The organism is Nocardiopsis potens DSM 45234 (genome assembly GCF_000341105.1).
GTDB classification, from domain to species: Bacteria; Actinomycetota; Actinomycetes; order Streptosporangiales; family Streptosporangiaceae; genus Nocardiopsis_A; species Nocardiopsis_A potens.
The window spans coordinates 161,350-173,915 of the sequence record NZ_ANBB01000037.1 but is presented as its reverse complement, the minus strand read 5'-3'; the positions used below and the strand labels follow the sequence as shown (position 1 = coordinate 173,915).

Annotated in this window: 8 protein-coding genes and 1 other RNA gene; 5 read left to right on the top strand and 4 right to left on the bottom strand. The window is 76.0% G+C overall.

Annotated features, from left to right (window positions below; all coding sequences use genetic code 11):
- Positions 1–134: 134 nt before the first annotated feature.
- Entirely contained in the window at positions 135–1,115 is a 981-nt protein-coding gene (locus D459_RS0114740) for a daunorubicin resistance protein DrrA family ABC transporter ATP-binding protein (protein ID WP_017593781.1), read from the top strand.
- The gene (locus D459_RS0114735; protein ID WP_017593780.1) at positions 1,112–1,939 is read left to right on the top strand and encodes an ABC transporter permease; all 828 of its coding nucleotides are present in this window, start codon (positions 1,112–1,114) and stop codon (positions 1,937–1,939) included. The genes D459_RS0114740 and D459_RS0114735 overlap by 4 nt, the downstream gene beginning before the upstream one ends.
- Positions 1,940–2,075: 136 nt before the next feature.
- Here D459_RS0114735 and D459_RS0114730 read toward each other — a convergent pair whose 3' ends face one another.
- Positions 2,076–5,408 carry an ATP-binding protein gene (locus tag D459_RS0114730; protein ID WP_152522974.1) on the bottom strand — a complete coding sequence of 1,111 codons (3,333 nt, stop codon included), beginning with the start codon at positions 5,406–5,408 and terminating at the stop codon, positions 2,076–2,078.
- Between the two features lie 298 nt (positions 5,409–5,706).
- Here D459_RS0114730 and D459_RS0114725 point away from each other — a divergent pair, with 298 nt between their 5' ends.
- The 3 genes from D459_RS0114725 to D459_RS0114715 all read left to right on the top strand — a co-directional run bounded on the left by D459_RS0114725 (position 5,707) and on the right by D459_RS0114715 (position 10,918).
- Positions 5,707–6,204: a YbhB/YbcL family Raf kinase inhibitor-like protein gene (locus D459_RS0114725; RefSeq protein WP_241485040.1), complete on the top strand. Its 498-nt coding sequence runs from the start codon at positions 5,707–5,709 to the stop codon at positions 6,202–6,204.
- A 331-nt stretch (positions 6,205–6,535) separates the two neighbouring features.
- Complete coding sequence (locus D459_RS33655; RefSeq protein ID WP_026120403.1) at positions 6,536–8,230, top strand: hypothetical protein; 1,695 nt, start codon at positions 6,536–6,538, stop codon at positions 8,228–8,230.
- A 363-nt stretch (positions 8,231–8,593) separates the two neighbouring features.
- Positions 8,594–10,918, top strand: a complete 2,325-nt coding sequence (locus D459_RS0114715) for a SulP family inorganic anion transporter (protein WP_017593777.1) — start codon at positions 8,594–8,596, stop codon at positions 10,916–10,918.
- Positions 10,919–10,939: 21 nt separating this feature from the next.
- On the opposite strand, the gene D459_RS36930 is transcribed toward D459_RS0114715, so the two are convergent.
- From D459_RS36930 to rnpB, 3 genes are all read right to left on the bottom strand, one after another.
- Positions 10,940–11,068: a hypothetical protein gene (locus D459_RS36930; protein WP_275041854.1), complete on the bottom strand. Its 129-nt coding sequence runs from the start codon at positions 11,066–11,068 to the stop codon at positions 10,940–10,942.
- 229 nt (positions 11,069–11,297) lie between these two features.
- On the bottom strand, positions 11,298–11,870 hold the full coding sequence (locus tag D459_RS37360) for a hypothetical protein (protein WP_017593775.1): 573 nt from the start codon (positions 11,868–11,870) through the stop codon (positions 11,298–11,300).
- Positions 11,871–12,009: 139 nt separating this feature from the next.
- An RNA gene (gene rnpB / locus D459_RS33660) (RNase P RNA component class A) lies at positions 12,010–12,393 on the bottom strand.
- Between the last annotated feature and the right edge of the window lie 173 nt (positions 12,394–12,566).

Here is a 12,566-nt window from a genome sequence, read left to right as displayed (position 1 = left end):
GGGCCGCACGACCCGGGCCGCGCCCCGACCCGGTCCCGTCAGCCGGATCTCACCCCCGCCGTCAGCGGCGCTGTCAGCCCCCTGTCAGACCCCCCGCCGAAACTGGGAGAGGCCATCACGAACGGGGAGGATTCATGACCGACGCGATCCGCGCGGAAGGTCTCGTCAAGAGGTTCAAGGAGCAGACCGCTCTGGCCGGGGTCGACCTCACCGCCCGCAAGGGCGCCGTGCTCGGCGTCCTCGGGCCCAACGGCTCCGGGAAGACCACCACGGTGCGCATCCTGGCGACGCTGCTCCGCCCGGACGGCGGGTACGCCGAGGTGGACGGCCTGGACGTGGTGCGCAACCCGCACGAGGTGCGCCGCAAGATCGGGCTCACCGGCCAGTACGCCGCGGTCGACCAGGACCTCAGCGGGACCCAGAACCTGGTGCTGATCGCCCGGCTGCTCGGGTTCTCCCGCCGCGGGGCCCGGGCCCGCGCCGCCGAGCTGCTCGCCCGGTTCTCGCTCACCGACGCCGCCGACCGGGCCGCCAAGACCTACTCCGGCGGCATGCGCCGCCGGCTCGACCTCGCCGCCAGCCTGGTCGGCCGCCCGTCCCTGCTCTACCTGGACGAGCCCACCACCGGCCTGGACCCGCACAGCCGCAACGAGCTGTGGGACGTGGTCCGCGGCCTGGTCGACGACGGGGTCACCGTGCTGCTCACCACCCAGTACCTGGAGGAGGCCGACCAGCTCGCCGACGACATCGTGGTGCTGGACCACGGCAAGGTGATCAGCCGCGGCACCCCCGACGAGCTCAAGGCGCAGGCCGGCTCGCAGGTGCTCCAGGTCCGCCCCGGTGACCCCGGGCTGCTGGACCGGGTCGGCCGGATCGTCGAGCAGGTCACCGGCTCCGAGGTGCGCACCTCGGAGAGCAGCGCGGGCGCCTCGGTCACCGACCCCGCGGTGCTCCCGGAGGTCGTCCGGCGCCTCGACGAGGCCGGGGTGGCCATCGCCGAGCTGACCCTGCGCAAGCCCAGCCTGGACGAGGTGTTCCTGGCCCTGACCGGGCACACCGCGGAGACCGCAGACGGCGCCGGGGCCGGCGCCCCCACGGAGAGGACTTCGGCATGACCGCCGCGACGACCGCGGAGAACACCGCCGCGGAGGCCGCACCGGTGCTCGCGCCCCGGGTGACCCCGGTGATCGCGGCCCGGCACGGCGCCCTGCTCACCTGGCGCAGCCTGGTGAAGATCAAGCGGAACCCGGAGGAGATCCTCGGGCTGACGTTCATGCCGCTGATGTTCGTGGCGCTGTTCGTCTTCGTCTTCGGCCAGGCCATGATGGGCGACTGGCAGGCCTACCGGGACTTCATCATCCCCGGCATCGCCGCGCAGTCGGTCATCTTCGCCACCATCGGCACCGGCGTGGCCCTCAACACCGACATCGAGAAGGGCATCTTCGACCGGTTCCGGTCCCTGCCCATCGCCCGCTCCGCGCCGCTGGTCGGCGCCATCCTGGGCGACCTGGTCCGCTACGCGCTGACCGTGGTCGCGGTGCTCGCGGTGGCCCTGCTGATCGGCTACCGGCCCTCGGGCGGCCTGCTCGGCGTGGTCGCCGCCGGCGGCGTGGTGCTGCTGTTCGCGTTCGCGCTGTGCTGGCTGTCGGCCTTCATGGGGCTGCTGCTGCGCACCCCGATGGCGGTGAACATCTTCGGCTCGATCTGGATGTTCCCGCTGACCTTCGGCGCCTCCACCTTCGTCGACCCGGACCGGATGCCCTCCTGGATGGCGGCGTTCGCCGAGGTCAACCCGGTCACGCACGTGACCGACACGATGCGCGGGCTGATGGAGGGCGGCCCGGTGCTCCAGCCGCTGGCCTGGACCCTGGTCTGGGTCGCGGTGCTGATCGGGATCTTCTTCCCGCTGGCCACCCGCGCCTACCGCAACCGCGCCTGACCCCCGGAGGGGCCGCCCGTCCCCGCCCGGGGCGCGGGGCGGCCCCTCCGGCCGGTCGCGGCGGCGGGGCCGTGCACCCCGTCGCCGTACCGGGAGAGGAGGGGCGGAAGGAGCCGCGCCCGCCGGCCCTCCCCCGTCAGCGGTCCGCCGGACCCTCGGGGGGTGTGCCGTCCCAGGCGTCCACCGTCGCGGAGACCCGCCGGATCGCCTCTTCCGGCGGGGTCTTCGCGGCGCCGTCGCGGATCGCCGCGAACCCGGCGGCGCCCAGCGCCCCGCGCAGCCGCTCCGCCAGGTCCCGGACCTCGGCCCCGGCGGTGTCCGGCAGCCCGCGCAGCGCCTCGGCCAGCCCGAGCAGCTCCGCCGCGGCCTCCGGGCGGCCCAGCCGCTCCTCGGCGTCCGCGGCCTGCTCGGTGACGAGCGCGGCGACCGACCCGTGCCAGGACCCGCCCATCGCGCGCCACGCCGCGGCGGTCTGCTCCCGCGCCTCCGCGCGGCGCCCGGTGTCGACCGCCATCCGGGCCAGCTGCACCCGCAGGAACGGCTCCAGCTGCACCCGGATGAACGGGTTGCCGTCGACCGCGCTCTCCAGGGCGGCCTCGGCCGGCGCCCGGGCGGCCTCCGGGCCCTCCGTCCACCGGGCCGTCTCGGCCCGGCACACGTTCAGCATCAGCCGCGAATCGCCCTCCAGCCGGGCGCCCTCGACCTCCTCCAGCTCGCGCCGGGCCTCCTCGCTCCGCCCGGCCCGGGCCAGCAGCACCGCGCGGCGGGCGCGCAGCGCCACCGTCTGGTGCACCAGCTCCAGCCCCTCGGAGGCCTCGATCGCCTCCTCGGTCAGCGCCAGCTCGCGCCCCGGGTCGCTCAGCCCCTCCAGCTCGGCCAGCATGAAGCAGACGTGCGAGCGGATCCACCGCTCCCCGGCGTCGCGCAGCTGCCCCAGCACCCGGACGAACCTGCTCCGCGCCTCCGCGCCCCGGCCCAGGAAGACCTCCCGCACCAGCATCGCGGAGAACGACTCCACCATCAGGGACTGCCACCGGGGCAGCTCGGCCGCGGCCGCGTCCAGGCGGCGCACCATCCCCTCCCGGTCGTGGCCGAGCATCGCCAGCATCATCGGGGCCATCAGCAGCGACACGTTCCCCCGCACCGCCTCCGGGTGCTCGCGCGCGATCTCCTCGACCCGGAACAGCGCCCGCTCGGCCCGGGTGACCGAGTCCCCGTCGCCCTTCCCGGCCCTGCCCAGGTCGTACTCGGCGGTGCGGAGCAGCAGGCACTCGGCGTAGGCCGCCTCGTGGCCGGGCGGCGGCTCGTCGCCCACCTGGTCGATCAGCGCGGCGGCCTCCCGGGCCAGCACGCTCCACCCCTCGCCCAGCTGGCCGTGCGGGAGCGTGGCGTGCACCAGCGCGAAGGCGGTGTCCAGGTCGCCGTGCTCCACCGCCCAGCGGAGCGTGGCCTGGTGGTCGTCCTGCTCGGCGCGGAGCCGGCGCAGCAGCACCAGCTGGTCCGGGCCGAGCAGCCGCTCCGCGGCGCCGTCCCAGAGCCCGATCAGGAACCGGGCGTGCGCCCGGCGCACCCGCTCCAGCTCCCCGCTCTCCACCAGCCGCCGCATGCCGTAGGCGCGCACCGTCTCCAGCATCCGGTAGCGCGGCTGCCCCCGGTCGGCCTCGGCCGCCCCGTCCGCGATCACCAGCGACTTGTCCACCAGCGAGAACAGCACCGACCACACGTCGCGCCCGGCGACGTCGCCGGAGCCGCCGCCGTCGGAGCAGACCGCCTCCACCGCGTCCAGCGCCGCGCCGCCGCCGAACACCGCCAGCCGGCGCAGCAGCGTCCGCTCCGCCTCGTCCAGCAGCTCCCAGCTCCAGTCCACCACCGCCTCCAGCGTCTGGTGCCGGGGCCGCACCGAGCGGGGGCCGCCGGCCAGCAGCCGGAACCGGTCGGAGAGCCGCTCGGCCAGCTGGGGCAGCGGCATCGCGCGCACCCGGACCGCGGCCAGCTCCAGGGCCAGCGGCATCCCGTCCAGCTCCCGGCAGATCCGCACCACCGCCGCGGCGTTGCCCCCGTCCACCTCGAACCCGGGAGAGAAGGCGCGCACCCGGTCGGCGAAGAGCTGCACCGCCGGGTAGCCGCGGGCCTCCGCGGCGGAGGCGCCCTCCGGGGGCAGCTCCAGCGGCGGCACGGCCAGCAGCCGCTCCCCGGTGATGCCGACCGGCTCCCGGCTGGTCGCCATGATCCGCACCCCGGGGCAGGCCGGCAGCATCCGCGCCACCACGTCGGTCACCTCGTCGATGAGGTGCTCGCAGTTGTCCACGATGAGCAGCAGCCGCTTGTCGCCGAAGACCTCCAGGGCCCGCTCGATCGGGTCGGTGTGCTCGGCGATCTGCAGCGGGGAGACCACCCGCTCGCGCATCCCCACCACGTCCAGCAGGGTGACCGGGACGCCGCCCTCGGCGCGCAGCGACGACAGGTCCACGAACCACACCCCGTCCGGCACCAGGTCGGGGCGGTCGGCGGCGAGGCGGCCGCCGACCTCGACCGAGAGCCGGGTCTTGCCCGCACCGCCCGGGCCGACCAGGGTCAGCAGCCGCTCCTCGGCCAGCAGGCCCAGCGCGGTGCCCACCTCCTCGCGCGCCACGAAGCTGGTGAGCATGGACGGGAGCCGGGTCACCGGGGCCGGCCGCGCCCCCAGGTCGAGCGGTTCCCGGGCCGGTTCGGCCGGCTCCAGCGCCTCCCCGCGCAGCAGCCTCAGGTGCAGGCCGGCCAGCCGCTCCGACGGGTCGATGCCCAGCTCCTCGGCGAGCCGGGAGCGGAGCCGCTGGTAGGCGGCGAGCGCGTCGGCGGTCCGGCCGGACGCCGCCAGGGCCCGGACGAGCAGCTCCGTGGTGTGCTCGCGGAGCGGCTCCTGGGCGGCCAGCGCCTCCAGCTCGGGCAGGACCGCGGAGTGCTCGCCGTCCTCCAGCCTCGCCTCCAGCAGCTCGCCCCGGGCGCCGCGGTGCTGCTCGGCCAGCCGGGCGGCCTCGCCCTCGCCGCCGGCCTCGCCCAGCTCCGGGACCGGGTCGCCGCGCCACAGCCCCAGCGCCGCCTCCAGCAGCCGCACCGCCTCCCGGCGATCGCCGGCGGCCCGCGCCCGGCGGCCGCGCCGCACCAGCCCGTCGAACTCCCACAGGTCCACCTGGGAGGGGTCGGTGTCCAGCCGGTAGCCGGCGGCGTCGCCGAGGATCACCGAGGGCGAGCCCAGCTGCCGGCGCAGCCGGGAGACCAGGGCCTGCAGGGCGTTGGCGGCGTTGGCCGGGGCGTCGGCGCCCCAGATGCCGTCGATGAGGCGGTCCGTGCCCACCGTGCGCCCGGGTTCCAGCAGCAGCAGTACCAGGAGGCGCCGCAGCCGGGCACCGCCCACCGGCACCGGGGCGCCCGCGCCGTCCAGCACCGTCAGAGGACCGAGTATGGAGAACCGCACCGTCCCATGATCCATGATCCCCCGCACCTCCTCTGAACGGTTTCCTCCGCCGGCCGGCGGGACGCGCCGCCCCCGGGCGGGCCCGGCGTCCCGCCGACCGCAGTAAGGTGCGGTGGAGGCCGTCCGGGCCCGGCGCCGCAGCCGGGCGGGAAACCGGGCCGCCCCGTCCCTCGGCCGCCCGGCCGCACCGACCCTTCTTCGCAGGAGCCCCATGTTCTCGGCAGCACGTCACCGTTCCTCCGGCTCTGGCCGCGCGGTCCCGTCACGTGCCCGCTTCCGGCGCGGGTCCGCCCTGGTGTGCGGGGCGGCCGCGGTGGCCGCGGCCGCCGGCTGCTCCGGCCTGACCTCCGGCAACGGGGAGCTCACCGACGACATCAACGTCACGAGCACCCTGCTCCAGGAGGGCAGGATGCTCCCGGACACCTTCACCTGCCACGGCGAGGCCGAGGAGGGCGTGTCGCCGCCGCTGCAGTGGTCCGGCCAGCCCGACGACGTCGGCTCCTTCGCCATCGTCGCCGACGACCCCGGCTCCGCCGAGGTGTTCTGGGTGGTCTACGGCCTGGACCCGGCCACCGTGGAGATCCGCCAGGGCGGCCTTCCGCAGTCCGCCCGGGCCGGCCTGAACAGCTCCGGCGAGGCCGACTACGCGGCGCCCTGCCCCGAGCAGGACGAGCACTACGACTACCGGTTCACCGTCTACGCGCTGGACGCGATGCCGGAGCTGGCCGCCGGCGCCCCGCTGGAGGAGTCGCTGGAGGTGATCTCGCAGCACACCATCGCGCGCGGATCGCTCACCACGACCCACGAGTAGCCTGCGACCAGGGCACGTCCCCTCCCCACCGGCGCCGCGCGGCGGCCCTGCGGGTAAAAACCGCCGTCCGCCCGCTGCACCTGCGGCACATCTGCGCATAAAGTGGGGCCGTGCCCCCCAGTGATTTTCTGATGACCGAATCTGTTTTCGAACGTGTGCGACACCGCGGACGCCGCCCTCGGCGACCGTCGGGCGCCGGCGCCTCCGCCCTCCCCTCCGGGTGCGTCCGCGCCGTCCCGCACACGGGGGGCCACCTTCCCGAGCACGTCACCCCCGCCGGTGGCACCTCCGTCCTCGACAAGGCCGCGGCCCCAAGGGTGGTGCAAGCAGCATGACCGTTCTGATCGTCACGATCGTCGCGATCATCGTCGTCCTCCTCGTCCTCGTCCTCATCCTGCTCGGCATGCGCGCGCTCAACGCCGGCGGCCGCGACGAGGCCTATGACGACGGTTACGACGCCCGGGACGACCGATACGACGACGAAGACGACGACCCGGTCGAACCCGCGAAACCGCGTCCGACCGGCCGCTCCCGGTCCCGGCGCTCCCGGGCCTCCGACCGCTGGGAGGAGGACGACCTGTCCGGCAACTCCTTCTGGTCCAGCCTCGGCGACGAGGACGGCGGACCGGAGGAGGAGGCCCCCGCCCGCCGGTCGGCGGGGCGCCGCGCCCCGGCCGAGGAGTCCACCCGCGCGATGCAGGCGCTCCCCGACGAGGAGCCCGAGCCGGCCCCGGAGCCCCGCCGCTCCCGCGGCCGCCGCGCCCGGCGGGCCGAGGAGCCGGCCGAGCCCGCCGCGCAGAGCCCCGCCGAGCCCGCGGCGGAGGGCCTGGCCAAGCTGGCCAGCCTCGGCAGCGGCGACGCCGCGGCCCTCCCCCCCGCCGCGGAGCCCGAGCCGGCCCCGCAGCCCGCGGCCGACCCGCTCGCCGCGCCCCTCGCCGGCCGGTCCGCGGCCGCCGCGCCCGCCCCCTGGCCCGCGGAGTCCTCCCCCGCTCCGCTGCCGCCCGCCGCGCGCGACGACGACCCGCTCGGCGGCCCCTCCCCCCTCTCCTCCTCCGCGCCCTCCCCCTCCTTCGGCGCGCCCGCCGCCCCGCAGAGCACGGGCGGCCTCCCGGGCTCCCCTTACGACACCGGGTCCTACAGCCGCCCCAGCAGCTACGACACCGGGTCGCACAGCCGCCCGCCGTCCCCCTCTCCCTACGACACCGGCTCCTACAGCCGGCCCGCGGCCTACGACACCGGGTCGCACTCCCGGCCGGCCGCCCCGTCCCCCTACGACACGGGGTCCTACAGCCGCCCCGGCGGCTACGACACCGGCTCCTACGGCCGGGCGGCCTCCTACGACACCGGGTCGCACTCCCGTCCGGCGTCCCCCTCCCCCTACGACGCCGGCTCCCCTTACGACACCGGGTCCTACAGCCGCCCCGACGGCTACGACACCGGCTCCTACGGCCGGCCCGCCGCGGACGCCTACCGGCCGGAGCCCGCGGCCGACCCGCTCGGCGACCCGGCGTTCGACCGGCGGCCGCGGCACTCCGCCGCGCCGGCCTCCGAGCCGCCGGCCTGGTCCGGTGAGACCGGCGGGTTCGACCGGTCCTCGTTCGGCGACCCGGCGCCCTATACCGACCCCTCCTGGGGCGGGGGCAGCGGCGGGCTGCCGTCCATGGCCCCCCGCACCGGGTTCGAGCAGGCCCCGCCGCCCTCCGCGCCGTCCTACGGCGGACCGGCCGGGCCCGGCGGCTACGACCCAGCCTCCTTCGACACCGGCTCGTTCGCCTCCGGCGCCTACGGCGGCGGGGCCCCGGGCGCCGGCGCCTACGACGGCGGGGCGCTCGGTGCCGGCGGGTACGACCAGGGCCTGTACGGTTCCCGGCCCGCGGCGGACCCGCTCGGCCCCGCGCCCTCCCCCGGCCACGGCGACGTGTTCGGCGGCCAGGCGGCCCCCGGCGCCCCCTCCCCCGGCGGCTGGAGCCCGTACGGCGCCGACCCCGACGCCCCCTACCCGCCGGACGGCTACGGCCGGCGCTGAGCCGCGCCGCGGGCGGCGGGCCGAAGAGCATCCCGAGCGGCCGGGAGGCGGACCGGAGAACGGTTCCGCCTCCCGGCCGCTTCCGCATGCCGGGACCCCCTTCTGATTCGCACCGGTTCATCCGCGCTTCCGCCCCGGCAGCGGAAAAGTTCCGGCCCGGCACGGGGGGAACGGTTATCAACGTCACTTCAGAACGCGCCCGCACCGCACCGCCTCGACTGACTACAGTGAGTCACTGACAGCGTCCGGTGCGTGTCCGGCCGCCCGCGCCGCCTCGCTGCCGGCCCGGCGACCCCCTGCCCTCATCCACCGGAAGGCCGCTGTCCCCAGAGCGCCAGCCCGTCCGACCCATGAGGGGGACACATGCACCACGACGCCCAGGGAACACCCGCCGGCCCTCCGCCGGAGCGGAAGAGCGCCTCCGCCCCGCGCACCCCGCTGCCGTTACTCCGCAACCCGATCGGCGACCTCGGCGCCTCGCTGGTCGTCTTCCTGGTCGCGGTCCCGCTCTCGCTCGGCATCGCCGTCGCCTCCGGGGCCCCGCTGGTGGCCGGCCTCATCGCCGCGGTCGTCGCGGGCGTCGTGGCCGGCCTCGCGGGCGGCTCCCAGGTCCAGGTGAGCGGCCCGACCGCCAGCCTGACGGTGATCGTCGCCGGCCTGATCCTCGCCCACGGCTGGCAGGTCACCTGCCTGATCACCATGCTCGCCGGGCTGCTGCAGATACTGTTCGGCGCCTCCCGGATCGCGCGGGCCGCGCTGGCCGTCTCCCCCGCCGTCGTCCACGGCATGCTCGCCGGGCTCGGCATCACCATCGCCCTGGCCCAGCTGCACGTGGTGCTCGGCGGCGCCCCGCAGAGCTCCGCCGTCGCCAACGCGCTGGAACTCCCCGGCCAGGTGCTCGACAACCACACCCCCGCCGTCGCCGTCGGCCTGCTCACCATCGCGGTCATGGGGCTGTGGCCGCGCCTGCCCGGGCGCCGGCTGCGCGCGGTCCCGGCGGCGCTGGTGGCCGTCGGCGCCGCCACCGCCGCCGCGGCCCTGGCCGACCTGCCCGTCGAACGGGTGGACCTGCCCGACTCCCTGTCGCAGGTGTGGAGCGGCCCGATGCCGCCCGACCGCGCCGACGTGCACGCGGTGGTGATCGGCGCGGTCACCGTCGCCCTGGTCGCCAGTGTGGAGTCGCTGCTGTCCGGCCTGGCCGCGGACCGGCTGCACAACGGCCCCCGCATCCGCCTCGACCGGGAGCTCATCGGCCAGGGCGCGGCCAACACCGTCAGCGGCGCCCTCGGCGGCCTCCCGGTGGCCGGCGTCATCGTGCGCAGCACCACCAACGCCCGGGCCGGCGCGCGCACCCCGCTCTCCACCGTCCTGCACGGCGTGTGGGTGCTGCTCTTCTCCGCGCTCTTCGCCGGCGTGGTGGAGATGATCCCGATGGCGGCGCTGGCGGGGCTGCTCGTCTTCGTCAGCCTGCAGATGGTCAACCTGGCCCACCTGAACGACCTCCGCCGCCACCACGAGGCCAGCGTCTACCTGGCGACCATGGGCGCGGTGCTCCTGCTCGGCCTGCTCGAAGGCGTCATCATCGGCTTCGCCCTGGCCCTGGTCGTCGCGCTGCGCCGGCTCACCCGGCTCACCGTGTCCACCGAGGAGTCCGGGGGCCGCTGGCACGTGGTGGTGCAGGGCTCGCTCACCTTCCTCGGGGTCCCCCGGGTCAACCAGGTACTGCGCACCGTGCCCGCCGGCGCCCGCGTCGACCTCGACCTCAACGTCGACTTCATGGACCACGCCTCGTTCGAGGCGATCCACGCCTGGCGGGTGGACCACGAGCGCACCGGCGGCCGGGTCGACATCGACGAGGTGCACGAGAACTGGTACGAGCGGAACTCCCGGCGGTCGCCGCCGATCGGCAAGACCGCGCCGCGCAGGCCGGCCCGCTGGTGGGCCCCCTGGGGGATGCGCCACGGGTTCGACCGGTCCGTCCCCGCGACCGGCCTGCTGCTGGCCGGCGCCCGGGAGTACCACTCCAACACCGCCGGCCGGATGCGCTCCCTGATGAGCGGCCTGGCCCACCGGCAGCACCCCTCGGCGCTCTTCATCACCTGCGCCGACTCCCGGGTGGTGCCGAACCTGATCACCTCCAGCGGGCCCGGCGACCTGTTCACCGTGCGCAACATCGGCAACCTGGTGCCCGCGCACGACGACTCCGGACTGGACTCCTCGGTGGGGGCCGCGATCGAGTACGCCGTGGAGGTGCTGGACGTCCCCTCCATCGTGGTGTGCGGGCACTCCCACTGCGGCGCGATGAAGGCGCTGCTCGACGGGGCGCACACCGACCCGGGCGGGGCCCGCGCCGGCCGGCTGCAGCGCTGGCTCTGCTTCGCCCGAGGCTCCCTGCAGCGGCCCCGCGCCGAGCGGGCCGCGGCCGCCGGCGACCCGGAGGCGCTGCGGATCCTCGCCCAGGAGAACGTCATCCGCCAGCTGGAGAACCTGATCACCCATCCGGTGGTGCAGGAGCGCACCGAGGCCGGGCGGCTCGAGCTCACCGGTATGTTCTACGACCTGGACACCGCCCAGGTGCTGGTGCTGGACCGGCGGACCGGCGCCTTCGAACCGGTCCCCTCCGGCGCGGCGCCCGGCCCCCGGGACGCGGAGGACGACCGCCCCGCGGACGAGCCGGCCCCCTCCTGACCCGGCGCGGCCGGCCCGGCGCTACTCCTCGTCGGGCCGGTCGTCCCGGCCGTCCTTCTGCACCTCGGACGCCTGGTATCGGGCGAAGCCGATGATCACCGCGATCGCCGCGATGGGCAGCCCGAACATCAGCACCCAGACCAGGTTCATGTCCATACCCAAAGACACCCGACTTCCCGCTCGCCGGCATACGGGGACGCCGTACCGGTCTCCCAATGTAGCGCCCGGCGGCCCTCTCCGCCCCCGCAACCCCGCAGCCGCAGGCGATCCGGGGCGGCCCCGCCGGCGGACCTCCGGGACGGGGCCGCCCCGCCCTCCTCCGGGAGGGGCGGCCCCGCGGTGCGCGGCCCTCCGGACCGCCCGGCGCCCTCCCCGCGGGTCACTCCGCCGCCGGCGGGCCCCACGGGTCCCCGGGCTCCTCCTCCACCCGGGTCACCCGGTTGTCCTCGACGACCAGGCGCCACCGGTCCTCGAAGTCCTCCCCCTCCGCTTCGATCACGCCGGACACCGAGTGGTCGAAGGTGAAGCGGGCGAACTCGGCGGGCGGGACGGGGCCGGGATCGGCCTGGGCCCGCGCACCGGGCTTGAGGAAGTGGTCGATGAGGTAGCGCATCCACTCCTCGGCGCCGTAGAACTTCTCGACCTCGTCCCAGACGATGGCGGCCCCGTCCTCGGTGGGCACCCACTGGCACCACAGCTCGGGCTGCCCCTCCGGCGGCCGGTCGGCGTCGCGGACGTCCGCGGCACGCTCCGTCACCCGGGAGGAGGCGCCCCTCGTCGCGTACCCGGAGGCGTCCCTCGTCCCGCCTCCGGAGGCGTCCTCGACGTAGTACGGGCCGTTCTCCCGGTCGACCCTGCGGGTCCGGGAGAACTTGGTGAGGTAGGCGATCTCGTGCTCGTTGAGCGGCGGCGTGACGGCGACCTGTCCGCTGAACACCGTGGTGTAGCCCATCGCCGGCTCCTTCCATCCGATAGGGCTGGTCCAGGAATCGGCGGGCAGACTAGCCCCCGAGGGCGACAGAGCCGGGGCCCGGAGGACCGGCCCGCGAGCGCCTTGCAGCGCTCCAGCGGGCCGGGCGGAGAAGAAGAAAAGGGGGAGTCGGCCGATAAGCCGGATTCTGTCGGCCCCTCGGAAGGGGCCGGGCGGCCATCCATCTGGGGCCGCCGTTGCCGGCGACCTCGGTGCGGTCAACCCGCGGACCTCGGGCGGGCCGCCCTCGATCGTCCGCGCGGAGGGCCGGAGCCCTCCTTCTCGACCTTGCTCCGGGTGGGGTTTACCGAGCCGGCCGGATCACTCCGGCCGCTGGTGGTCTCTTACACCACCGTTTCACCCTTACCACCGCGAACGGTGGCGGTCTGCTCTCTGTGGCACTGTCCCGCGGGTCGCCCCGGGTCGGTGTTACCGACCACCCTGCCCTGTGGAGTCCGGACTTTCCTCGACGCCCTGACGGCGCCGCGACCGCCTGGCCGACTCCCCGGTATGCATCGTATCGCGGAACCGGTCCGCCGCGCGCCGACCGCGGGTCCGGCGGCACCTGCGCGGCCTGCGCCGCTCGGACCGCCGACCGCCCCGGGACGGCGGCGGTGCGCGGAGCATGGCGCGGCGGGGTCCGCGGTACTCCCGGAGGCGGGGCGAGGCATGCGCTTC